Below are 24,233 nucleotides of genomic sequence, written 5' to 3'. Positions count from 1 at the left end.
CAACCAACGCAGATAGATAATACATGAATCGTACGCACTTAGCCCAATAATGGGTGGGTGAAGCTAACGTCCAAGCCACAACAGGGAGCTTAACAATGTCGGGAAAACTGGTCACGTCGCATATCGCGCTGGCAGCAAGTCTGCTATTTACATCCAACGCCATGGCACAGGTCCAGCAGGACGACATGTCAGAAGACATGAAGGAAGCGCCAGAAGCGGCGGTTTCGCCAATCGTGGTGACCGGAACCCGGATCCAGCGCGATGGCTATAGCGCGCCCACACCGCTGACGGTGTTGAGTATCCAGGATATCGATGCAAGCGCGCCAGCGAATGTGGCGGACTTCGTCAACCAGATTCCTTCGGTCGTTGGCAGTTCCACTCCGGCCAACTCCAATCTCAACATGAGTTCGGGCACCTCCGGTCTCAACACGATCAACCTTCGCGGCCTGGGAACAAGCCGGACGCTTGTGCTTCTGAACGGGCAACGGTCGGTCGGATCGGCACTGGGTGGGCAGGTCGATGTCAATACATTCCCGCAGGCGCTCATTTCCGCAGTTGAAGTGGTTACGGGCGGTGCGTCTGCCGCCTATGGCTCGGATGCGGTCTCCGGGGTGGTCAACTTCATTCTCAATGAAGATTATACAGGTTTGAAGGCCAGTGCCGACATGGGTATTTCGACATATGGCGACGCCGCAAATCGCAAGTTTGATGTCACCTTTGGTACACCGTTTGCCGATGGACGGGGGCACATTCTCCTGAACGGCGAACTGGCGGTACGCGATGGCTTGGACGGTGTCCCGAGAGACTGGAACAATCAGGGTTGGTACCAGATCAATAATCCCGACTATGTACCAGGAAATGGTGCGCCGGAACGACTGATCATCGACAAGGCTGGCCTCAGTCTGGCGACGCCGGGCGGTCTTATCACCACTGGCCCGCTGCGCGGCACCTATTTCGGTCAAGGCGGGGCGATCGGGCAACTGGATTTCGGGGTCGTGAATGATCCGTGGTTCATAGGCGGTGACTGGCGCCTGACTCAAGTGAATGATACTCAATCCCTCGATCCGGCAGAGAACCGTAAAAATATTTTTGGCCGGATCAGTTTTGAGGTCGCACCCTGGCTCAACGTCTTTGCTCAGGCCAGTTACTCTCGATCCGTCAACCGAGGACAGTTGGGCATCCATCGCAATCAGGGCAATGTCACGATCCAGGCGGACAATGCTTTTCTGCCCGACAGCATCCGCAATCAGCTTGTCGCCGCCAACCAGACCTCGTTCCGGTTCGGCACGACAAATGCAGACCTTGGCATTCGAACGAACGAGACCAAGCGTGGCGTTCAGCGCTATGTCGTCGGTGCAGATGGAGAGTTTGACCTGTTCGGCAATGTTGCTCGCTGGGATGCCTACATCCAGAAGGGCATCGCGAAAACACGGGAGTCGGCACTGGGTATCGCGAACAATACGCGCCTGACCCAGGCAACCGATGCTGTGTTCGCGCCGGCGGGCAACAGTTTGGGTGTTGCTGCAGGCACGATTGTCTGTCGCTCGTCGCTGACTGCTCCAACTAACGGCTGTATTCCGCTCAACCGCTTCGGAACAAATGTTGCCGACCCGGACGCGGTCGACTGGATTCTGGGCGATCTCTATCGTCTGCAGCGGTTTGAGCAGAATGTTTATGCGGCCAATCTGTCCTTCGACACCGTGCAATTGCCCGCGGGTGCCGTGGCGGTCGCAATCGGTGGGGAGCACCGTACCGAAGAGGTCTCCGGCTATGTCGAAGACCAGTATCAGTCCGGTTGGTTTACCGGCAACTACCTGCCGAGCTTTGGCGACTATTCGGTAACCGAAGGATATCTGGAACTTTTGGTACCGGTTCTCGACAGTCTTGACTTGAACGGAGCTATCCGCGCCACTGATTATTCTACCTCGGGTTTTGTGACCACTTGGAAGGTCGGCGCCAGCTTTGAACCGTTTGACGGCCTTCGATTCCGCGCCACCCGCTCGCGTGATATCCGGGCACCCAATTTGGCTGAACTGTACACGGCCGGTTCCACACGATCGAATACTGTCCTCGACCCCTTTAACAACAATCAGTCGGCACCGTTTGCCGGAACCGCCACGGGCAATCCCAATCTGGATCCCGAAAAGGCGGATCAATGGGGCGTAGGCGTTATTTTCCAGCCGTCTTTTGTACCGGGCTTTTCTGTGTCGGTCGATTATTACGACATCAAGATCAAGGATGCCATCGACTCGCTTGATGCTCAAACGATCATCGATCGATGCTTCGATGGTGTAACTGAATATTGCAGTGCGATCGTCCGTGGACCGAACGAATTCGGAACCAACCTGCAGATTTTTGAGAGTCCGTTCAACTTTGCGTCTCAGCGCGCGCGGGGTCTCGATTTTGAGACTTCCTATCGTACCGCGATCGGCTCCGGTTCGCTCACCTTGCGGGGAATCGCGACACTTTATCTGGAAAACACAATCGACAATGGGTTAGATCCAGCCATCGATATCGTGGGAGAAAATAGCAGCGGTGGCAATCCGGAGTTTCTGTACAGATTGACTGCTTCTTATGCCAACGGGCCTCTGCGTCTGAACCTAATTGGGCGCGGCATTAGCTCAGGTACTTATGATAATAGTTTTGTGGAGTGCACCTCGGCCTGCCCGATATCGACTTCAACTGCACGAACCATAAACACCAATCATATCGATGGCGCCTTTTATCTTGATGCTTCGGCCTATCACGATTTCAGTTACGGATCGACTGACCTCACCTTGTTTGTCTCGGTCTCAAACCTTCTGGACAAGGACCCTCCGGTAGTGGGTTCGGGTCCGGCGGGAAGCGCCTATGCGACGCCGGCAACCAACCAGTCGCTCTACGACCTGCTTGGGCGGACATTTCGGGTTGGCGCGAAAATCAATTTCTAGTCTTTAGAATGAATGCACTAAATTGCAGGGGTGGCTTTTTGCCACTCCTGCAAATTCATGCCTCATCGATGCAGGTGCGGAATATGCTGAGAAACTCCTGCGCCACGTGCGAAAACGGTCTGCTCTCCAATGTTATGGCAAAGACGTCGAAAGCCAGCGTTGGTTGCAACGGACTGAATACCAGATCGTCATCCACTGTCGCCTGAGCGGTGAAGTTGTCAAGAACCGCCACCCCGATGCCTTTTCGAACGAGTGCGGAGCCGATATAAAATGTGCGGGCAGACAGAATTTCGTTGAGCTCAATACCGCTTCTGCCCAATTCGCGCCGGAGTAAATCACCGATCGGGCCGCTTTCCGCGAGGCTGATGAACCTCTCGTTGCAGACGTCCTGCAGGAAAACTCTCTCTGGCAAATCGGGTAGATCTTGTCGCCGATACAATAGACCGAGTTCGCCTTCGCCGAGCCAGCTGGAAATGACCGGCAATCCTGGCGGGGCCTGATAGGCGATGACGATATCAGCCTCCCGTTCGTATAGCGAACGGGCGATTTCCTCATGATGCAATGTCTGGAGATCGAAATAAACATCGGGGTATTTTTTCGAAAACAGGCTGACTGCCCGCGGCAGAATGTCGAGTGCCAGCGAGGGCAGAACAGAAACGCGGAGAGATCCGCTGCCATTGCGAAGATTTCGGGTTACCTGGCGGAGAGATGAGACTCGTTGCTGGACATCAGCCACTTCGATAAAAAGCGTGTGGGCGTCATCGGTGGGAACCAACCGACCGGCTTGTCTGTCGAACAAAGGAAATCCCAACAGCTGCTCAGCATGCTTGAGCGTTTTTGTGACAGCTGGCTGGGACACATTGAGCGCGCGGGCAGCGGCGCTGACGGTGCCGTGCAGATAAACGGCGTGAAATATCTCGATATGACGCAGACGCATGTTTTTACCTATGACGGTGAAGGGGAGATGAAAAAGTCCTGAAGCGAATGGGAAGGGATTGGCAACGGCTGGTGGCCATGATTGGTCTCATAATTCGGTTATCCTCACCTATTGCTAGGCGATGCCTGTGGATGTGTATACGGCTATCTGCGCACCGGCTTTTCTGCCAAACTCCGCCGATATCAATTCTTCTCGTTTCAATATAGCTTTTGGTTATAGCGGGCCATGGAAAAGGCTCTGGTCTCAAATTTGACTACTGCTACGCTGGGCCAACTTTACGGAGACCAAAGTTCGATATGATAAAATATTGGTTCACCACCGCTCTGTGGAAGCGCGTCGTTTTGGCTTTGGTTCTGGGTGTTTTCGCAGGTGTTTTGCTGGGCGATAATGCCCAGTCGATCAAGTGGATCGGGGATCTTTTTATCCGGTCAATCAGGATGCTGGTCGTTCCTCTGATTTTTTTCTCGCTTGTATCGGGTATCGCCGCGATCGGCGACATCGGCAAGCTCGGGTCGGTGGGCGGAAAAGCGATCGGACTGTTCCTTTGCACCGCCGCCATCTCCGTGACGCTCGGTATGACCCTTGCGCAGCTGGTCCAGCCCGGTGCAGGCTTGATCATCAGCTTGCCTGAGGGCAGCGAAATTCCCGTTCCGCCTGATCAGTCGGTCATCGATATGATCGTCAATCTCGTGCCCGACAATCCGGTCATGGCAATGGCGCAAGGCAGTATCCTTCCGGTCATTGTCTTTGCGGTGCTGTTTGGTATTTCCATCCTTGCGGCCGGCAGCGAGGGCGCTCCTCTCGCAAGGGCGATGGATGCCGGTTCTGCGGTCATGCAGAAAATGACGATGATCGTGATGGAACTGACGCCGTTCGGTGTCTTTGCGCTGATCGCCTGGGTTGCCGGCACATTTGGCTTTGAAGCGCTACTGCCACTCGGCAAGCTGGTGATGCTAAATTATCTCGGCTGCGGCATCATTCTCGTAATCGTTTATCCGCTAATCATCCGTTTCATTGCGCGGCTTCCCGTGGTTGATTTCTATCGGGGCATTATTGATGCTCAGGCAATAGCCTTTTCCACCGCTTCATCCAATGCGGCGTTACCGGTTACGCTGCGATGCGTAGAACGGAACCTTGGGGTGTCAAACTCCATAGCCAGTTTTACCGTGGCCTTGGGGGCTACCATCAACATGAATGGGACCGCAATGTACCTGGGCGTGATCGCGCTGTTCGGAGCGCAAGCTTACGGCATCGAGCTCAGTTGGATTTCCTATGTATTGATCGCGCTCACATCCACTCTTGGCGCGATCGGCGCGGCAGGTGTACCGGGATCAGGGCTGGTGATGATGAGCCTTGTTCTTTCGTCCATAGGCGTGCCGCTAGAGACAATTGCTTTCGTTGCAGGGATCAATCATCTGCTGGATATGATGCGGACAATGACGAACGTTACCGGCGACGCTACCGTGGCCGTCGCCGTCGGACGTATGGCCGGAGAGATTGATGTGGAAGAATATCGATCGGCTGATGACATATAGACGGTTTTTGTGGTTCGATCATGAGTTTCACCTACATCACTCAGCAGTGGCGGCCCGACTTCACCTCGTCACTTCTAAACAACCATACAAGGACGGGCATCGGTCTCTCAGTGACTTCACGGTCTTGGCGCGGATTGGGGAAGTCAGCAGGGCCAACCGCAAGTTCAGTGTCTGCGGCAGGGATCGTTTGATAATTTCAAATATCTAATGTCACTGGTCACCCCGATAAAAGCAGAGTTCTCGCTTCCGATCCACGAGCGGCCGTCATTTTCGGTGGGGGTGGGGCTTTTTTGCGTTCCGGTGCTGTCCGTCCCGCTAGCGGCCGCCAGTCTCTCAATCTGCTGAAATCGCCCGGAAGCCACGACCGCAGTCGCGTCAATATTGGACGGAAAAACCGATGCGGGGGAAGTGGACCACGACCTGGCCCGCCCGGGCATCGTCGCGGCTGATCGAGACATGATGTTCGGAGGATCCGACGAGCACGCCTGCGACCGGGTCTCGTCCATAATCGTCCGCGGCAACCGTTACTGGTTTCCCTTCGAATGCGGCGTCCTGTGGCGCCACGGTGCCAGCCTCCGGCCTTGCGGTCCGCGCAATCTCGAGGGCCTCCTCCCGGCTGACGGTTGACCGATCGCCATGACCGATCGCCTTGACCCTCTCCAGCCAGTCGGGCACGTGCGGCACGCTGTCGAACAGGCTTGCCGCGGGTGGAAAGGCGGAGCCTATGAACCACAAGTTGTAATAGCCATTTGCATCCACCAGCCCGGCCCGGTCACCGGTAAGGAAGTTGCGCCCGTCGGCCAGCTGATCGGAGAGCATCGCGATATGCGCCCGCATCTGCGCCTTCATGTGGGGAACGGCAGCCTGCATGGCTGCGGGATCGAACGGACGCCCGGAAAGGGCCTCGCGGTCGCTTATAAAATCCGCAGGAACTTGGTCGCCAAGCCCTCCGAAAATGATCGCGACCGCGGCCTGGAACAGCGCGCGATCCGACCACATGGCATTGGCGTAGGCCAGGCCGCGATCGCCCTGTGGAAACAGGGTCGGCTCGGGGAAGCGGCGTTCAAGTTCCCGCACGATGAGCTGGCTGTCGCAATAGATGTCGGCCCCGATCTGCATCACCGGAATGCGGCGATATCCGCCGGTCAGCGCCACGAGTTCAGGCTTGGGCATGATGACCGGTTGATCGACCGCAGCCCAGGCCAGCTGTTTGATGCCCAGGCAGACGCGAATCTTCTCCGAAAACGGGGAACTCTCATATTGATGAAAAAGGATGTCAGGCATCTTCAACCTTTCCGGCGTCACCGCCCGTCGCTACGCAAAACGGCCTATCGCGGCAGCAGGCTCCGCCCCATCAGCTGCAGGTCCACCGCGCGGGCGCATTGCCGGCCTTCGCGGATCGCCCAGACGACCAGGCTCTGGCCGCGGCGCATGTCGCCGCAGGCAAAGACGCCCGGCTTGCTGGTGCTATAGTCGACGACATTGGCCGCGACATTGCCGCGCGCGTCAAGCTCGACCTCCGACTGGTCGACCAGCCCCATCCGGCGCGGGCCGACAAAGCCCATTGCCAGCAGGATCAGGTCGGCTTTCAGGGTGAATTCGCTGCCGGCAATTTCCTGCATCTGGCCATCCGCCCATTCGATCCGCACGCATTCCAGCCCTTCGACATTGCCGTTGGTGCCGACGACGCGCTTGGTCAGGATCGCCCAGTCGCGCTCGCAGCCTTCCTGATGACTCGACGAGGTGCGCAATTTCAGGGGCCAGTCTGGCCAGGAGAAGGTCTTGTCTTCCTTCTCCGGCGGCTTGGGCATGATCTCGATCTGGGTGACCGATGCGGCGCCCTGGCGGTTGGAGGTGCCGACGCAGTCCGATCCGGTGTCGCCGCCGCCGATGACGATGACATGCTTGCCGGTGGCGCTGATCGTCCCGCGGGGGGCAGCGCGCATCTCGTCGTCGCCGGCGTTGCGCTTGTTCTGCTGGGTCAGGAATTCCATCGCCAGCCGCACGCCCGACATTTCATAGCCCGGGATATCCAGCGTCCGCGGCTTTTCCGCGCCGCCCGACATGACCACGGCATCATAATTGGCCTGCAGCGATTCCATCGACACGCTGACTCCGACCTCGGTGCTGGTGCGGAATTCGACACCTTCCGCCTCCATCTGAACCTGGCGGCGGTTGATCAGATGTTTTTCCATCTTGAAATCGGGGATGCCGTAGCGGAGCAGGCCGCCGACCCGGTCGTTTTTCTCGAACAGGGTGACATTGTGGCCGGCCCGCGCCAGCTGCTGCGCGCAGGCCATGCCCGCGGGGCCGGATCCGACCACCGCTACCGATTTTCCGGTTTTCTCCTGCGCTGGCTGCGGCGCGATCCAGCCTTCGTCCCAGCCGCGATCGACGATCGCGCGTTCGATCGACTTGATGTTGACCGGGGCGTCGTCGATGTTCAGCGTGCAGGCGGCCTCGCACGGGGCGGGGCAGATGCGACCGGTGAACTCGGGAAAATTGTTGGTCGAGTGCAGCGTCTCGAGCGCATTCTTCCAGTCCCCTTCATAGACCAGGTTGTTCCAGTCCGGGATGATATTGTTCACCGGGCAGCCGTTGTGGCAATAGGGAATGCCGCAATCCATGCAGCGCGCTGCCTGGGCCTTGAGGTCCTGTTCCGGCAACGGGATGGTGAACTCGCGATAGTGCTTCAGCCGCTCCTGCGGATCGGCATAGGTCGCTTCTTTGCGGTCAATCTCGAGAAAGCCTGTTACTTTACCCACGGTCTGCTCCAATTATTTCGTTCATTCTGCCGCGACAATCGTGTCGAGACGCTCGGCTTCGAGCTGTTTCAGCGCCGCGGCATAGTCGCGCGGCATCACCTTGACGAAACGGCCCAGCGCCTCGTCCCAATTGTCGAGAATTTCGCTCGCCCGCTTGCTGCCCGTGTGCAGCTTGTGCCGCTCCAGCAGGATCCGCAGCCGGGCCGCGTCATGATAGAGCATGTCGCCCATGCCATAGTCATGCACGTTCACCGGCAGCTGCTGTGGCGGCACGCTGTCTTCGCCTTCAGCCGCGTCCCGCTCGATCGTCCCGACGTCGACCATCGCCATGTTGCAGCGCTGCCGGAACAGGCCATCCTCGTCATAGACATAGGCGACCCCGCCCGACATGCCGGCGGCGAAATTGCGTCCGGTCTTGCCGAGCACAACGACCACGCCGCCGGTCATATATTCGCAGCCATGATCGCCGGTGCCCTCGACCACCGCGACCGCGCCGCTGTTGCGCACGGCAAAGCGCTCGCCCGCGACGCCGTTGAAATAGGCTTCGCCGGCGACCGCACCGTAAAGCACGGTGTTGCCGACGATGATATTCTCGGTCGGATTGCGGTCGACATGGGCCGGCTGCTTGACCACAACCCGGCCGCCCGACAGGCCCTTGCCGACATAGTCATTGGCATCGCCGACCAGCTCGGCCGAAATGCCATGCGCCAGAAAGGCGCCGAAGCTCTGCCCGGCAACGCCTTCAAAGGCCAGCTGGATGGTGTTCGCCGGCAGGCCTTCATGGCCGTATTTCTTGGCAACCTCGCCGGACAGCATTGCGCCGACGGTGCGGTTGACATTCTTCACCTTGCGCTCGATCTTGACCGTCTGGCCATGGTCCAGCGCCGGCGCTGCCGCCGCGATCAGGTCCTTGTCGAGCGCCGCATCCAGACCGTGATCCTGGTTCATCGTCTGGAACAGGGTCTCGCCTTCCGGCAGCACCACATTGTGCAGCAGCCGGGACAGGTCGATCCCTTCCGCCTTCCAGTGGCGCAGCGCCTTGTTCATGTTGATCCGATCGACCCTGCCGACCATCTCCTCGACCGTGCGGAAGCCCATCTCGGCCATGATCTGGCGCAGCTCCTCGGCGACGAAGAAGAAATAGTTGATCACATATTCCGGCTGCCCGGTAAATTTCTTGCGCAGCTCCGGATTTTGCGTCGCGACCCCTACCGGGCAGGTGTTGAGATGGCATTTGCGCATCATGATGCAGCCGGCGGCGATCAGTGGCGCCGTCGCAAAGCCGAATTCGTCCGCCCCGAGCAGCGCGCCAATCGCGACGTCGCGGCCCGTGCGCAGCCCGCCGTCGACCTGCACCGATATTCTCGACCGCAGCCCGTTGAGCAGCAAGGTCTGCTGCGTCTCGGCCAGCCCGATCTCCCACGGCGACCCGGCATGGGTCAGCGAGGTGAGGGGGGAAGCCCCGGTGCCGCCATCATAGCCGGAAATGGTCAGATGGTCGGCGCGCGCCTTGGAGACGCCGGCCGCAACCGTGCCGACGCCGACTTCCGACACCAGCTTCACCGAAATCCGCGCGCTGGTGTTCACGTTCTTCAGATCGTGGATCAGCTGCGCCAGATCCTCGATCGAATAGATGTCATGATGCGGTGGCGGCGAAATCAGCCCGACGCCGGGGGTCGAGTGACGCACCTTGCCGATATTCTTGTCGACCTTGCTGCCGGGCAGCTGGCCGCCTTCACCTGGCTTGGCGCCCTGTGCCATCTTGATCTGGATATCGTCGGCATTGACCAGATATTCGGCGGTCACGCCAAAGCGGCCGCTGGCCACCTGCTTGATCGCGGAGCGCATGGAATCGCCGTTGGCCATCGGCACGAAGCGGTCCGGTTCCTCGCCGCCTTCGCCGGTGTTGGACTTGCCGCCGATCCGGTTCATCGCGATCGCCAGCGTGGTGTGTGCTTCCCGGCTGATCGAACCAAAGCTCATCGCGCCGGTGGCAAAGCGTTTCACGATCTCGCTCGCCGGTTCGACCTCGCTGATATCCAGCGGCTCGTGCGCCTTGGTCAGCTCCATCAGTCCCCGGATGGTCAGCAGCCGTTCGCTCTGCGCGTTGATCGATTCGGCGAACTCCGCGTAATTTTTCGGATCATTGCCGCGCACCGCATGCTGCAGGTTGGCGACATTGGCCGGCGTCCAGGCATGTTCCTCGCCGCGCAGCCGGTAGCCATAGATGCCGCCGGCATCGAGCATGTTGCGGTAGATCGGGTTGTTGCCATAGGCCTCGCTGTGCCGGTCGACGGTTTCCTTGGCAATCTCGTCCAGGCCCGCGCCCTCGATCATCGTCGCGGTGCCGGTGAAAAATTGCTCGATGAAGTCCGTGGAAAGCCCGACCGCGTCAAAAATCTGCGCGCCGCAATAGCTCTGGTAGGTCGAGATGCCCATTTTCGACATGACCTTCAATATGCCCTTGCCGATCGCCTTGATATAATTTTGCTCGACCTGCTGCGTCGTCAGCGGCAGCTCGCGGCGCACGCGGATTTCCTCCAGCGTTTCGAACGCCAGATAGGGATTGACCGCTTCCGCCCCATAACCGGCCAGCACGCAGAAATGATGCACTTCGCGCGCTTCGCCGGTCTCCACGACCAGCCCGGTCTGCATGCGCAGGCCCTGCCGGACGAGATGATGATGGACGGCCGCCGTCGCCAGCAGCGACGGCATGGCGATCCGGTCCGGCCCCTTGGCGCGGTCGGAGAGGATCAGGATGTTGCGATCGGCCAGCACCGCCTCGGTCGCAGCCCAGCACATTTCCTTCAGCGCCATTTTCAGGCCTTCGGCGCCCGATTCGGCGGTCCAGGTAATGTCGATGGTCTCGGTGCGGAACGCGCCGTCCAGCGCCTCCTCGACCGAGCGGATCTTGAGCAGGTCGGCGTTGGTCAGGACCGGCTGATCCACCTCCAGCCGCTTGTGCGTGCCGGCGTCATGGCCAAGCAGATTTGGCCGCGGCCCGATCATCGAAACCAGCGACATCACCAGTTCCTCGCGGATCGGATCGATCGGCGGATTGGTGACCTGGGCGAAATTCTGCTTGAAATAGTCGTAGAGCAGCCGCGGCCGACCGGACAGGACGGCGATCGGCGTGTCGGTGCCCATCGATCCGATCGGATCCTGGCCATCGGTGGCCATCGGCTCGAGAAACTTGTCGACATCCTCCTGGGTAAAGCCGAACGCCTGCTGTCGGTCGAGCAGTGACGCCGGGCTTTCCCCGTCGTTGTCATTTGGCGCGGGGACATCGTCGAGATCCGCGAGATCCAGATCCTTGAGATTATACTGGGTCGATTCCAGCCATTTCGCATAGGGCTTCGCCTTGGCGAGATCGGCCTTGATCTCCTCGTCCTCGATGATCCGGCCCTGCTCCATGTCGATCAGCAGCATCTTGCCGGGCTGCAGCCGCCATTTGCGGACAATATTGTCTTCCTTGACGGGCAGCACGCCGGATTCCGATGCCATGATCACATGGCCATCGTCGGTCACGCAGAAGCGCGCCGGACGCAGGCCGTTGCGATCGAGCGTCGCGCCGACCTGGCGGCCATCGGTGAATGCAACCGCGGCAGGGCCGTCCCACGGCTCCATCAGCGCCGCATGATATTCGTAAAAGGCTCGGCGGTCGGCATCCATCAGCGGATCGCCGGCCCAGGCCTCGGGGATCAGCATCATCACCGCATGGGGCAGGGAATAGCCGCCCGCGATCAGCAGCTCGAGCGCGTTGTCGAGGCAGGCGGTGTCCGACTGGCCGTGCGGGATCAGCGGCCACATCTTGTCGAGATCGGCACCGAGCAGGTCGGATTCCATCGTCCGCCGACGGGCATTCATCCAGTTGACGTTGCCGCGCACGGTGTTGATCTCGCCGTTATGGGCGATGAACCGGTACGGGTGCGCCAGCTTCCAGGACGGGAAGGTGTTGGTCGAGAAGCGCTGGTGAACCAGCGCCACGGCGGAGGTGGTGAGCGGGTTGCTGAGGTCCCTGTAGAAGGAGCCGACCTGGTCGGCGAGCAGCAGGCCCTTGTAGACAATCGTGCGCGTCGAGAAGGACGGCATGTAGAATTCGGTCAGGCCGGGCATGTTCTTCTTTTCGGCAATGCCGTCGAGCGGATTGTGGACCTGCTTGCGGATCGCGAGGATCTTGCGTTCGAACGCATCCTGGTCGGCGAGATTTTCGCCCTTGCCGATGATCGCCTGGCGAATCAGCGGCATCTGCGCGAGCACCGCCTTGCCGATGCCTGTGGTGTCGACCGGCACGTCGCGCCAGCCGATCATGTCCTGGCCTTCCTTGGCGATGAAGCGCTCGAAATGGGCGGTGGCAAATTCCGCCTCCGCCGGGTCCGCCGGCAGGAAGCACATCGCCACTGCATAGTCGCCCGCGGGGGGCAGGGTCAGCTGCTGGGAATCCGCCCAGTCGCGCAGCAAAGCGTCGGGAATCTGCAACAATATGCCGGCGCCGTCACCCAGCAGCGGGTCGGCACCGACCGCACCGCGATGGTCGATATTGAGCAGGATTTCGAGCCCGCGCTTGACCGTCAGATGCGATTTCTCGCCCTCGATATTGGCAACAAAGCCGACGCCGCATGCGTCATGTTCGTTGCGTGAATCGTACAGGCCTTGCCGTGGCGGGAAACTCATATTCCGTCCTTAATTTGCGATAGGATTTTTGTAATTAAAATGCTCCTAGAGGGATTTTTGCGTATTTTGAAGATAAGAATTATTCATACCGGCAAAGAAACGTTGCGCATCCCTGCAGTGCCGCATGTCCCGAAAGGATCATCTCCGTGACAGCGGCGCTGTTTGGACAGCCTGTAGACGACCGCAGCACCGCTCCGGCACTCCCAATCTTGCCAAGGCCGCCGATGACGATTGCCCGCATGGCGGGTTTGCGGCATGGAACGATTTAACAGATACACGGCGACAAGCTGCGGGAAAAGCGCGTTTGAACAATATTCTACCCATCTTCCGGTTTCTCCATGTCAAGGCAAGGGCAAATGTGGCAACCGCTCTGGTCACCTTGGTCGCGGTGACCGGTGCATCGACGCGCAACCCCGGGGCGCACATGGCCGTCGCCGAGGACGGCACCTCCGTCGGCTCCTTTTCCGGCGGCTGCGTCGAGGCTGCAGTGATCGCCGAGGCGCTGGACGTGATCGGCAGCGGCCGGCCGCGGGAAACGCGCTACGGTGCCGGTTCGCCCTATCTCGACATCAGGCTGCCCTGCGGCGGCGGCATCGACCTGCTCTTTTCGCCGGTTACGGATGCAGCGGTCGTCTCGGATATTTTCGACCGGGTCGCGAGACGCGAACCGCTGACCCTGACGATCGACAGTGAGGATAGCTCTATCCATTGCGACCGGCTGACCGTTCCGGTCAGCGCCGTCGAGCAATCCGGTTCCCGGTTTCAGGTCCATCATATTCCCGCCGCCAGGCTGGACATATTGGGTCACGGCCCGTCGGTCGAAAGCCTGGCCCGACTGGCGACCAGCTACGGGATCGAGTGCGCCGTGCTGTCGCCGGATCCCGCGGTGTTTGCTGCCGTCGCGGATCTGGCGATCCGTTCCGACCGTCTCAAGACCCCGCAGCCCACCCCGCTGCTCGACCCAGATCCCTGGACGGCCTGCATCTTCTATTTTCATGACCATGACTGGGAGGCCGCGCTGATGCAGCAGGCGCTGGCCTCCCCGGCGTTCTACGTCGGAGCCATGGGCAGCCGCAAGACTCACGCCGAGCGGGAAAAACGCCTTGCCGATATCGGTACGCCGGCATCGGACGTGGCCCGCATGGTCGCACCCATCGGCCTGATCCCCTCGACCCGCGATCCGGCGACGCTGGCGCTGTCCACTCTGGCGCAGGTGGTCGAAAGCTATCACGGCCATTTCGGCTTCCGGGCCTGAGCGGGGCGCAATCTTCGCTGTTCCTTCCGAACCGAAACTCGAATAGACAGGCGCTATCAGTCAGTTACGATTCCGGGGATTATCATGAAATATAGCGTCGTTACCGTTCTTGCCAGCCTGCTTTTTTCGGGTGCGGCCTTCGCCCAGGACGAGGCGGAAGAAAAGAAATGGGACGTGAACGCACCCACTGGTGCGACGATCAAGCAGGTTCCGATCAACGTTGAGGAGGGCAGCTGGATTGATGTCGATGTCAGCCCCGATGGCCAGAGCATCGCCTTTGCGCTGCTCGGCGATATTTACACGATGCCGATCTCGGGCGGCACCCCGACCCGCATCGCCGAGGGCCTGGCCTGGGAAGTCCAGCCGCGCTTTTCGCCCGACGGCCAGCGCCTCGCCTTCACCTCCGATCGCGGCGGCGGCGACAATATCTGGATCATGAATCGCGACGGCAGCGACAAGAAGCAGGTCACGAAGGAAGAATTCCGCCTGCTCAACCAGCCAAGCTGGAGCCCCGATGGACGTTATGTCGTTGCGAAGAAGCATTTCACCACCCAGCGTTCGCTCGGCACCGGTGAAATCTGGGTCTATCACGTGTCCGGCGGCGGCGGGGTGCAGCTGGTCAAGAAGCCGAGCGAAACGCACCAGAAGGAACTGGGCGAGCCGGTCTACGCGCCGGATGGCAAGTCGGTCTATTACACCAAGAACATCACCCCGGGCGCGACCTTCATCTATGCCCAGGACAGCAACAGCGACCTGTTCAACATCGAACAATATGACCTGGAAACCGGCGAGATCAGCACCGCGGTATCCGGCCTCGGCGGTTCGGTGCGCCCGAACCCGTCACCCGATGGCAAGAAGATCGCCTTTGTCCGGCGCGAGATGACCCGGTCCAAGCTCTATGTGAAGGACCTGGAATCCGGCGTTGAACGCAAGGTCTACGACGACCTCGATCAGGACGTGCAGGAAACCTGGGCGGTGACCGGCGTCTATCCGAACATGGACTGGACCCCCGACAGCCGCGAGATCGTCTTCTGGGCCGGTGGCAAGATCCGCCGGGTCGCCGCCGATGGCAGCGGATCCTCGGTGATCCCGTTCCGGGTCAACGACACCCGCGGAGTCGCCAACGCGCCGCATCCGACCATCCCCGTCGCCCCCGACAGCTTCACCACAAAAATGCCGCGCTTTGCCGCCGTCTCGCCCGACGGCCGGACCGTGGTGTTCGAAAGTCTCGGCAAGCTCTACAGCAAGCCGATGGCGGGTGGCTCGGCCAGGCGGCTGACCAGCGGCAGCGAGCTTGAACTTTTTCCGTCCTGGTCGCGCGATGGTCGCTCGATCGTCTATGTCGGCTGGACCGACGCCGGGCTCGGCCAGATCAAGACCATGTCCGCCAGCGGCGCCGCGCCGCGCACTGTGACCAGCCGGCCCGGACATTATGCCCGTCCGCAATTTTCGCCCGATGGCCGCACCATCGTCTTCGAGATGACCGAAGGCGGCTATCTGACCGCGCCAAAATGGTCGGCAGATGCCGGTGTCTACCGCGTCCCGGCCAGCGGCGGCGCTCCGGAACGGGTGATGAAGGGCGCGGCAGGGCCGCAGTTCGGCGCATCCAACGACCGCGTCTTCATGCTCGACCGCGAGGAGGACCAGCGCGTCCTGGTCAGCGCCGACCTGAATGGCGAGGCCAAGCGCACCCATGCCAAGGGCGAGCTGACCAACGACTATGTCGTCTCTCCCGATGGCCATAATGTCGCCTTCCGGCAAAGCTACGAAGCCTATGTCATGCCGCTGATGCCCGGCACCCAGGCGGTGGAGGTCAGTCCAACCAGCAAGTCGCTGCCGGTAACCCGGGTCAGCGCCAGCGGCGCCGACTATATCCACTGGTCAAACGGCGGCGAGGCGCTGCACTGGAGCCTCGGCCCCACCGTCTATACCGCCTCGACCGCAGCGCTCTTCCCCAGCGCGCCCGCGGCAAAGGATGCACCCAAATATCAGCCGCCGGCCAGCGGCGTTTCGCTCGAGCGGACCGTGGCCGCGGCAAAGCCCTCGGGCACTGTGGTCCTGACCGGTGCGCGGATCGTCACTATGGCGGGTGAACAGGGCGGCATTATCGACGATGGCGTGATCGTGATCAGCGGCAACCGCATCAGCGCGGTCGGCCCGCGCAGCACTGTTGCCATTCCCGCCGGCGCGGCCACCGTCGACGTCACCGGCAAGACCATCATCCCGGGCCTGATCGACGCCCATGCCCATGGCCCGGCCGGCACCGACGAGCTGGTGCCGCAGCAGAACTGGTCGCTGATCCAGAATCTGGCGCTCGGCACGACCACGATCCACGATCCCTCCAGCCGCGCCAGCGAGATTTTCGTCGCCGGCGAAATGCAGCGCGCCGGGATGATCCTCGGCCCGCGCATCTTCTCCACCGGGGAGATCGTCTATGGTGCGAAATCGGCCGGCGTCTATGCCGAGATCAACAATCTCGACGACGCGCTCGCCCATGTCCGCCGGCTCAAGGCGCAGGGCGGCCACAGCGTCAAGAACTACAACCAGCCGCGCCGCGAACAGCGCCAGCAGGTGGCCGAGGCCGCGCGCCAGGAAAATATGCTGGTGGTGGCAGAGGGCGGCTCGCTGTTCGGCATGGACATGGCGCTGGTCGCCGACGGCAATTCGACGCTGGAGCATAATATCCCGCTGGAAATCTTCTACGAAGACGTCGTGCAGATGTTTGGCCAGTCGGATACCAATTATACGCCGACCCTGGTGGTCAGCTATGGCGGGCTGGCGGGTGACCCCTACTGGCGGCAGGCGACCAATGTCTGGGAAAATCCGCTGATGATCCACACGCCGCCATCCATCCTGGCGGCCGATACGATGCGCCGGACGACCGCACCGGAAAGCAATTTCGTCGATGACGACAATGCGCGCGAAGCCAAGAAGCTGGCCGATGCCGGCGTCAAGGTCTCGATCGGCGCACACGGCCAGCAGGCCGGGATTGGCAGCCACTGGGAACTCTGGTCCTTCGTTCGCGGCGGCATGACGCCGCTCGAGGCGCTGGCGGCCGGGACCATCACCTCCGCCCGCTCGCTCGGCATGGATGCGGAAATCGGTTCGCTCGAACCCGGCAAGCTCGCCGATCTGCTCGTGCTCGACGCAGATCCCACCGCCGACATCCGGAACAGCGACCGGATCAGCCGGGTGATGCTCAACGGCCGGCTCTACGATCCGCTGACGATGAACGAAGTCGTGACCGGCGACGCCAAGCGCGCGGCCTATTGGTGGGAGTGACGGGCAGGGGGCCGGCAACCGTTTCCGCCTGGCCCCCGGCTCACCGACTGCGAAGCTGACGGCGCGCCGCCCCTGTAACGCGATATCATCGGCCTCCAGCCCGGCTGCTCGGCCCCGGTCGGCCTGCATCGCGGAATGCGCCGCGGCTGGCCAGAATCTGCGCTCAGCAGCCCATTCGTATGCCGCAACGAAGATCGACCCGGATCAGATGAACGCCCGTTTAACGGCACCCGGATTTCTCTGAACGCCCGGTGAATGGGCCGTTCAGGAACTCGGTTCGTCCCGCATTTTGCCTCCTGTCACCCCGTGTTTTGGCCACGGGGTGCGCCCAATTTCGCGTCGGCGGGTTGGTTGTTCACATATCAGGAGAAATGAGATGACAAATAACAACAATCCCATCAAAAATGGCTCGTCGGCAAAAGCCGCTGGCCGCCTGTCCATGATCAGCGTGCTGGCCATTTCCGCCGGACTTGCTGCCGCACCGGCCCAGGCGCAGAGCGTGATCGCCCCTTCCGACATGCCGATGCAGTCTCCGGTCGCCGTCCCCCAGACCGCACCCGCCCCTGCACCGACCGTGCAGTCCGCCCCGGTAATCCGTCCGTCAACGCCGACGACGGCCGCACCGACGGTGCAGACGACAACACCCTCCCGCGCCGACGCGCTCGCTGAAAAGGGCGGCTTTGATGCCACCACCGTAGCTCCCGAGGCGCTTGCCCAGATCGAAAGCGAGCAGCAGGCCCGCAAGGCAGCAGCGGCTGAAGCGGCCGCAGCAAAGGCTGCGGCAGCCAAGGCTGCTGCCCGCAACAGCGTCTCGGCGAGAACGCCTGCCGATAGCGGTGCCGACGCTGTCGTCGCACCAATGGCCGCACCCGTGGCTTCTGCGACAGACGCGCCGATTGCCGGCTTCGACAATGCGCCGCCGGTGGCTCAGTCTGCTCCCGCCGCGATCGAACCCGCCGCTGCACCCGCCGATCCGGCCGGCACGACCGACTGGACGCTGCTCGCAGCGCTCGCCGGCCTGCTTGGCATCGGTGGCGCCGGCGCCTATGCGGTGAGCCGTCGTCGCAAGAGCAAGGCCGAACCCGAAGGAGCCTTTTACCGGATCCCGCCGGTCACCCCGGCAGTGACCGCAGCGACCATGCCCGAGTTGCGCACGGATACAGATGCGGCCGATGCAGCGCCTGAACCGGCCGCGCCGGAAATCCAGCGCGAACGGGCCGAGGCAAAGGCACATCTTACCGACTTTGTTGCAGGGCTGCCGGAGCATGATGCAGCGCGCAGCCGCGCCGACCGCAGCGTGACCATCGGTCAGCGCCGCGTGGCCGCCGCACCGCGACCTTATCTGGCTGAGGCCGATCTCGATCGGCGCAACGGCTATTTCACGGAACATGTGAACGCCATCCCGACGCCGCAAAATCCGTTCCTTACCCGGCAGAAGCGCATCAAGCGCGCTCGCTATCTCGACGGTCAGCTGGCCGAGATGAAGGCACGCCGCGCCCTCAATCCAGCGCGGGTCAGCGTGAAGATGCACGATACCCGGCCTCTGGAACCCGCCTACAGCTGAGGCGCGAAATAAATCTGCGATAACAGGGCGGCCCCGCGCTTCGGGGCCGCCCTTTCTTTTGACAGGTTTACTGCGATAATTCGAACTAAAAGATGCTGCATTATTCAGCAGTACGGATTTTGGTACTGAAGTAACGACATCGTCTTGCTAAAAATATTCTGCATTTGCAGCTTACTTGTAAAAATATGAGCTATTGTACTAGTCCGTCATCAGCAACAGGCTGTCGAATTTTAGCTGAAGTCAACGCGATTTCATGATTGAACCGCTAGGAACCGTTCATATAACATCAGGAGAAGCGAACGATGAAAAGCAGGCATATCTTCATGATCGGCGCAGTGGCGCTGTTTGGCGTGAGCGCCGCGTCGGCCCAGTCCGCACCTAAGGCACCTCCGGCCGCCGAAGCCCCATCTGCGGCACCCGCAGCACCGGATGAGCAAAAAGTGACGATCACCCCTCAGGATATCGACAATTTTGCCAAGGCGGTGATCGCGGTCAACGAGATCCAGAAGGATTCCTCCCTGAACAAGGAGCAGAAAGAGACCGCAATGACGGCGGCGGTCGAGAGCAGGGATCTTGATACGTTCAAGTTCAACACCATTGTCCAGGCGTCCCAAACCAACGCCGAGCTCAAGAAGCGGGTGCAGCTGGCGATCAACCAGAACCAGCAGCAACGGCAGCAATAGCGACCTGTCAGGGCGAACGCCCCGCCATCAAGCAAAAGAAAAGGGTGGCCCCGTTCTAGGGGGCCACCCTTTTTTTGCGGAAACTGACGTTTCAGTTGAACGTTCCGTCAAGGCAATGCGCCTCAACCGACGCTGGTGGTCCGCAGATAGGGACGATGTTCCGTCCATCCTTGCGGGAACAGGCCCTTTGCCTCTTCGTTGCTGATCGATGGCGGAATGATCACGTCCTTGCCGACCTGCCAGTCAGCCGGCGTGGCGATGCGCTTGCGGTCGCTCAGTTGCAGGGCGTCAATCACCCTCAGGATCTCGTCGAAATTCCGGCCGACGCTCATCGGATAGGTCATGGTCAGGCGGATTTTCTTGTTCGGATCGATGATGAACACCGACCGGACAGCCGCAGTCTCGCTTTGGTCCGGATGGATCATGTCGTACATTTTTGCAATTGCCAGATCCGCATCGGCAACGATCGGAAATGTCAGGTTGGTGTTTTGCGTGTCATTGACATCGGCAATCCATTTGCGATGCTCCTCCGCTGTATCGGTAGACAGGCCGAGCGGCTTGGTATTGCGTTCGGCGAACGCGTCGGCCAGCTGTGCGGTGCGACCCATTTCGGTCGTGCAGACGGGCGTGAAATCCGCGGGGTGACTGAAAAAGAATATCCAGCTGTCGCCGGCCCATTCGTGCAGGCTGATTTCCCCGTTCTGGGTATCGACGGTAAAGTCGGGGGCGGTATCTCCGATATGCAGGCTCATGATTGTTCCTTTCTGATTGTCCGGTTGCCCTAGCATATCGATTTGCCTCTGCCCAATTCAATTACGTAATTACACTAAGTGTTAAATTGAATGAGCGCATGGCTCTGTGTTGGGGGCTCGCAGGCGTGACGAATTGCCCTTTCCTACACTCACCCGAATCGCTTATCCTGTTGAACCCCTGCGGCAGCGGGCAGGGCCGGCTCTTTGACATTCGGGATATGGCGGCAACCACCACCGGGCCTTGCCACCCGGCCTCGTCCGAAAGGTCACACTCGGTGCCACTCCGGAGTCCAACAAAGCCCGAAAATCTGCAGGTTTGCGGCTAAAGTCACGGAAATTAAAACCGCGCGTTGCTGTAAAGCACGGCCCGCGCTGCGGTGCCGGTCCGCGCCGCGCCGATATTTTGCCGAGCCGCTTCGTGCCTTCACGTTTCGCGCGGGCACGAAAACTGCGCCGCTCCCGGACAGGCATGATCCTGCGCTCCCGCGCGACAACAGGCTTTCCTACAGCCGGCACCCTGGCATAGACTGCCGCTATGCCAGCGAGTCTTGCCCGTCTATTTGCGGTAATCCAGCGGCGGATCGCGGTCGCCGAGCAGCGACTTATATTTGTAGTCCGGACCCCGCGCCTTGTCGAACTCCGCCTTGGCCTCGGCCCGCAGCTCCGGATTGGTGTACAGCTCGATCGCCGCCAGGGTCAGCGTCTTGGCTGCGACCTGGACGCCCTTGAAGCCGATCGACATGCCGCTGGCCGCCGACGACTGCCAGCTGTGCGCCGATGTGCCGGGTACCCAGGTCGCCGTGCGCAGGCCGACCGTCGGCGTGGCGTAGGACACATCGCCGACGTCGGTCGAGCCATAGCCCAGCGTCACGTCATAGGGCTGCACCTCTTCCTGGCTGCCCAGCTTGTTGGCGGGCTTGTCGAAGCTGGCATAAATGCCCTCGGCAAATTTCTGCTCCTCGGGCGTATAGCTGATGCCGCCGACCTGCCGCAGCTTGGCGTCCATCATCTTCGCCAGCGGCTCGTTGACCAGCAGCGGGTTGTTGCCGTGGATCACTTCCCAGTCGACCTTGGTGCCGGTGCCCAGCGCCGCGCCGCGCGCCGCATCCTCCAGCCGGGCCCAGATCGCGTCGACCTCGGCCGGGTCCGGGTGGCGGACATAATAGAAGACCTCGGCAAAGTCGGGCACGACATTGGGCGCGGTCCCGCCCTCGGTGATCACATAGTGGATCCGCGACTGCTGCGGCACATGCTCGCGCATCATGTTGATCATCATGTTGAACGATTCGACGCCGTCGAGCGCGGAGCGGGCCTTTTCCGGGGCGCCGGCGGCGTGGGCGGAAACACCGCGGAAGCGGAACTTGGCCGAACGGTTGGCCAGCGTGGTGCGGGCGGCGGCGGAATTCTCGTCGTCGGCGTGCCAGTGCAGGGCGATGTCGACATCATCGAACAGCCCGGTGCGGACCATGTAGACCTTGCCGCTGCCGCCTTCTTCCGCCGGCGTGCCATAGAGACGCACCCGTCCGGGAGTACCGGTCTGCTTGAGCCACTTGCTGACCGCAATCGCCGCCTCGACCGAACCGGCACCGAACAGGTTGTGGCCACAGGCATGGGCGGCGGTCTTACCGGCGACCGGCGAGCGGGTCGGCATCGCATCCTGGTTGATCCCGGGCAGCGCATCATATTCCGCAAGGATCGCGATCACCGGGCCACCCTTGCCATATTCGGCCATGAAGGCGGTCGGGATTTCGGCTACTCCCGGCGTTATCGTAAAACCGTTGGCCTTGAGTTCGCTTTGCAGCAGGCCGCTCGATTTTTGCTCCTGGTAGCCGACTTCCGCCCATTCCCACATCTGGCGGGCATTTTTGGCTGCCTTGTCCGACCGGGCGTCGATCAGCGCCGATATTTCGGCCATCGTGCCTTCTTGCTGATTCTGCTGGGCATGGGCGGATGCAGGGAGGGCCGCGAGGGCCAGGGCAAGGGAAAAACGGATCATGGACACCTCTTTGGACTAGCACATTCGCTATATCGTCGCACAGCCGGTGCGCGAGGGCAACCGCCTTGTGCCCCCGCTTTTTGCGCCACATTTCCGGTCAATTGCAAAAAAGCAACTCGCAGGTGCAGCATTTCATATTGCAACCTAATCTCGGCGGCGCATATTCGGGACACAATTCCCCAACCGAATGGAACATATCATGCGAAAACTTTCCTCCCTGATCCTCGCAGCCACCGCGCTGTCCCTCACCGCTCCGGCTGCCAACGCTGCCGACGCCGAACGCAACGAACGGCTCTACGACGCCACCGGTTCGAGCATCGCAAAAGTGAACCGCGTTACCGAAGCTGGCGATGTGCTTGTCATCTACAAGGGCAAGGTCCGGCGGATCGAAGCATCGACCCTGACCGAAAGCGAAGGCAAGCTGATGACCAGCCTGACCAAGTCGGAAATCCGTCGCCTCGACTAGGCCTCAGGCCGCATAACAAGGCAGCGACCAGTCGCTGCGACCAGAACCGGTGCCTGCTGTCAGGCGCCGGTTTTTTTGTGGCTGGCGGCCCGCTCCAGGTCTTCCGGCTGGTTGATGTTGAGGAACAGCGCCGGGTCCTGCCAGCGCACCACCTCCGCTCCGCAGCGCTCGGCCAGCCAGTGCAGCGACGGCGCTCGCTCTCCGGGCTGGTGCGCTTCGCGAATGCCATTGACGGTGTCGCAGAGCCAGTGGCCGAACGTGGGGTGGATGCGCTGCTGGTCTCCGGCGACGGCGCATTGGCCGGTTTCCGTCAGCCGCGCAATCAGTTCGACGGGGGCATGGGGCGCGTCGACCGGCACGGTGACGAAGCCGGTGATGCCGATCTCCTGCAACCGCGCCGCGACCGAGAATATGCCGCCCACCGGCCCGCCCGGCGCCAGCGGGTCATCGGGGATGATCTCCAGCCCGGTATCATAGTCGTCGCGGGCGGAGAGCATGATCTGCTCCGCCGCGCTGGCAAACCGCCCGATCACGATGTCGATCAGTCTCTGCCCGTCGAGCCGGATAGCCGCCTTGTCCGTCCCCATGCGGACCGACTGGCCGCCCGCCAGGATGACCAGGCAGATAGGGGATGAAGTGATCATGCGATGGCTATCCTTTGCAGCATGGCTGCAATCTGGACTCAGCTGCCCACTCTGTCCAGCAATTCCCCGATCAGGTCGGTCGGACCCGCGTCTGCCGGGCGTTCCTCTGAGGCATATTGTGCCAGTTCCGCTTGCAGCCGCCGGTCAAAAAGCGAGCGATTGGGCGGCTTGCGCTCGGGCAGCGGCTTTGCCGATGCCCATTGCCGGCCATCGTTCCGGCCGGAGGGCGCTGGATAGATGAAGCCGTTGACCGGAAAGGCCGTGGTGCCAAGCTCGCCGATCGGGGCGTACCAGATGCGGACGCGGCTCCAGTCATTGCGCTCCGAGACGTCCCGTGCTTCGACCCGGCGCTCGATCTGGCCGCGGCGGCCATTGATCGGCGACCAGTTTGCATGGCTGATCAGGATCGTCCGGCTGTCGATAATATCGCTAACCACGGCAACATGGCCAAGCTGCATCGCACCATGGCTGGGCAGAGACAGCACCGCCCCCTCGACCGGGGTTGAACCGCGTTGATAGACCCCCGCTGCCTGGTCCCACCAGCTGTGGGCATCGCCATAAATGCGGACGCCGCTCAGTTCGCGGGCAAAGGGCACGCACTGCAGATAGTCTTCCGCTTTGACCGGTGCCGGCATGAGGATCGCCTGCAGCACCAGCAGCAGCGGCACGATCGCGTTGCGCAGGGATGTTGCAAGACTGGGAAGCGTGGCTGGATGCATGCCATGGCCGTAGCCTTAGGACCGAAAGGCA

Annotated in this window: 15 protein-coding genes; 7 read left to right on the top strand and 8 right to left on the bottom strand. The window is 61.2% G+C overall.

What is annotated here, in order from left to right:
* Positions 1–95 precede the first annotated feature (95 nt).
* Positions 96–2,930 (top strand): TonB-dependent receptor domain-containing protein, encoded by a 2,835-nt coding sequence (locus V7650_RS13035; protein WP_335656672.1) that lies wholly within the window; start codon positions 96–98, stop codon positions 2,928–2,930.
* Positions 2,931–2,985: 55 nt separating this feature from the next.
* On the opposite strand, the gene V7650_RS13030 is transcribed toward V7650_RS13035, so the two are convergent.
* A complete protein-coding gene (locus V7650_RS13030) occupies positions 2,986–3,867 on the bottom strand; it encodes a LysR family transcriptional regulator (RefSeq protein WP_335656671.1) in 882 nt (293 codons plus the stop codon).
* Between the two features lie 296 nt (positions 3,868–4,163).
* Between V7650_RS13030 and V7650_RS13025 the strand changes: the two genes are divergently transcribed.
* Positions 4,164–5,402: a dicarboxylate/amino acid:cation symporter gene (locus tag V7650_RS13025; protein WP_335656670.1), complete on the top strand. Its 1,239-nt coding sequence runs from the start codon at positions 4,164–4,166 to the stop codon at positions 5,400–5,402.
* A 375-nt stretch (positions 5,403–5,777) separates the two neighbouring features.
* Here the strand turns inward: V7650_RS13025 and V7650_RS13020 are convergent, their stop codons facing one another.
* From V7650_RS13020 to gltB, 3 genes are read right to left on the bottom strand one after another with little or no spacing between them, the layout of a single operon-like run.
* Positions 5,778–6,686, bottom strand: coding sequence for a glutathione S-transferase family protein (locus V7650_RS13020; protein ID WP_335656669.1), 909 nt, complete (start codon positions 6,684–6,686; stop codon positions 5,778–5,780).
* A 44-nt stretch (positions 6,687–6,730) separates the two neighbouring features.
* Positions 6,731–8,167 (bottom strand): glutamate synthase subunit beta, encoded by a 1,437-nt coding sequence (locus V7650_RS13015; RefSeq protein WP_335656668.1) that lies wholly within the window; start codon positions 8,165–8,167, stop codon positions 6,731–6,733.
* A 21-nt stretch (positions 8,168–8,188) separates the two neighbouring features.
* Positions 8,189–12,841, bottom strand: coding sequence for a glutamate synthase large subunit (gene gltB, locus V7650_RS13010; RefSeq protein WP_335656667.1), 4,653 nt, complete (start codon positions 12,839–12,841; stop codon positions 8,189–8,191).
* A gap of 358 nt (positions 12,842–13,199) precedes the next feature.
* Here gltB and V7650_RS13005 point away from each other — a divergent pair, with 358 nt between their 5' ends.
* The 4 genes from V7650_RS13005 (at position 13,200) to V7650_RS12990 (ending at position 19,625) form a co-directional block, all read left to right on the top strand.
* Positions 13,200–14,096 (top strand): XdhC family protein, encoded by an 897-nt coding sequence (locus V7650_RS13005; protein ID WP_335656666.1) that lies wholly within the window; start codon positions 13,200–13,202, stop codon positions 14,094–14,096.
* A gap of 84 nt (positions 14,097–14,180) precedes the next feature.
* Positions 14,181–17,378 carry an amidohydrolase family protein gene (locus V7650_RS13000; RefSeq protein ID WP_335656665.1) on the top strand — a complete coding sequence of 1,066 codons (3,198 nt, stop codon included), beginning with the start codon at positions 14,181–14,183 and terminating at the stop codon, positions 17,376–17,378.
* Between the two features lie 376 nt (positions 17,379–17,754).
* Positions 17,755–18,942 carry a hypothetical protein gene (locus tag V7650_RS12995; protein WP_335656664.1) on the top strand — a complete coding sequence of 396 codons (1,188 nt, stop codon included), beginning with the start codon at positions 17,755–17,757 and terminating at the stop codon, positions 18,940–18,942.
* A gap of 302 nt (positions 18,943–19,244) precedes the next feature.
* Positions 19,245–19,625: a DUF4168 domain-containing protein gene (locus V7650_RS12990; protein WP_335656663.1), complete on the top strand. Its 381-nt coding sequence runs from the start codon at positions 19,245–19,247 to the stop codon at positions 19,623–19,625.
* A 122-nt stretch (positions 19,626–19,747) separates the two neighbouring features.
* Here V7650_RS12990 and V7650_RS12985 read toward each other — a convergent pair whose 3' ends face one another.
* Positions 19,748–20,377, bottom strand: coding sequence for a peroxiredoxin (locus V7650_RS12985; RefSeq protein ID WP_335656662.1), 630 nt, complete (start codon positions 20,375–20,377; stop codon positions 19,748–19,750).
* A gap of 556 nt (positions 20,378–20,933) precedes the next feature.
* On the bottom strand, positions 20,934–22,373 hold the full coding sequence (locus V7650_RS12980) for an amidohydrolase (protein WP_335656661.1): 1,440 nt from the start codon (positions 22,371–22,373) through the stop codon (positions 20,934–20,936).
* Between the two features lie 199 nt (positions 22,374–22,572).
* On the opposite strand from V7650_RS12980, the gene V7650_RS12975 reads away from it, so the two are divergent.
* Positions 22,573–22,839 carry a hypothetical protein gene (locus tag V7650_RS12975; RefSeq protein WP_335656660.1) on the top strand — a complete coding sequence of 89 codons (267 nt, stop codon included), beginning with the start codon at positions 22,573–22,575 and terminating at the stop codon, positions 22,837–22,839.
* A gap of 59 nt (positions 22,840–22,898) precedes the next feature.
* Here the strand turns inward: V7650_RS12975 and mobA are convergent, their stop codons facing one another.
* Both mobA and V7650_RS12965 read right to left on the bottom strand, forming a co-directional pair.
* The gene (mobA, locus tag V7650_RS12970; RefSeq protein ID WP_335656659.1) at positions 22,899–23,483 is read right to left on the bottom strand and encodes a molybdenum cofactor guanylyltransferase; all 585 of its coding nucleotides are present in this window, start codon (positions 23,481–23,483) and stop codon (positions 22,899–22,901) included.
* 38 nt (positions 23,484–23,521) lie between these two features.
* Entirely contained in the window at positions 23,522–24,202 is a 681-nt protein-coding gene (locus V7650_RS12965) for a CHAP domain-containing protein (RefSeq protein ID WP_335656658.1), read from the bottom strand.
* Positions 24,203–24,233 lie beyond the last annotated feature (31 nt).

The sequence above is a fragment of the Parasphingorhabdus sp. genome (assembly GCF_036964565.1).
In the GTDB taxonomy this organism is placed as follows: domain Bacteria; phylum Pseudomonadota; class Alphaproteobacteria; order Sphingomonadales; family Sphingomonadaceae; genus Parasphingorhabdus.
The sequence above is the reverse complement of the archived record's forward strand: the minus strand, read 5'-3'. Positions and strand labels throughout refer to the sequence as shown.

Coding starts and splice junctions, on each gene's coding strand:
- V7650_RS12965 (WP_335656658.1), bottom strand. CDS start 24,202: ATGCATCCAGCCACGCTTCCCAGTCTTGCAACATCCCTGCGCAACGCG.
- V7650_RS13000 (WP_335656665.1), top strand. CDS start 14,181: ATGAAATATAGCGTCGTTACCGTTCTTGCCAGCCTGCTTTTTTCGGGT.
- V7650_RS13020 (WP_335656669.1), bottom strand. CDS start 6,686: ATGCCTGACATCCTTTTTCATCAATATGAGAGTTCCCCGTTTTCGGAG.
- V7650_RS12980 (WP_335656661.1), bottom strand. CDS start 22,373: ATGATCCGTTTTTCCCTTGCCCTGGCCCTCGCGGCCCTCCCTGCATCC.
- mobA (WP_335656659.1), bottom strand. CDS start 23,483: ATGATCACTTCATCCCCTATCTGCCTGGTCATCCTGGCGGGCGGCCAG.
- V7650_RS13035 (WP_335656672.1), top strand. CDS start 96: ATGTCGGGAAAACTGGTCACGTCGCATATCGCGCTGGCAGCAAGTCTG.
- V7650_RS12975 (WP_335656660.1), top strand. CDS start 22,573: ATGCGAAAACTTTCCTCCCTGATCCTCGCAGCCACCGCGCTGTCCCTC.
- V7650_RS12995 (WP_335656664.1), top strand. CDS start 17,755: ATGACAAATAACAACAATCCCATCAAAAATGGCTCGTCGGCAAAAGCC.
- gltB (WP_335656667.1), bottom strand. CDS start 12,841: ATGAGTTTCCCGCCACGGCAAGGCCTGTACGATTCACGCAACGAACAT.
- V7650_RS12985 (WP_335656662.1), bottom strand. CDS start 20,377: ATGAGCCTGCATATCGGAGATACCGCCCCCGACTTTACCGTCGATACC.
- V7650_RS13025 (WP_335656670.1), top strand. CDS start 4,164: ATGATAAAATATTGGTTCACCACCGCTCTGTGGAAGCGCGTCGTTTTG.
- V7650_RS13030 (WP_335656671.1), bottom strand. CDS start 3,867: ATGCGTCTGCGTCATATCGAGATATTTCACGCCGTTTATCTGCACGGC.
- V7650_RS12990 (WP_335656663.1), top strand. CDS start 19,245: ATGAAAAGCAGGCATATCTTCATGATCGGCGCAGTGGCGCTGTTTGGC.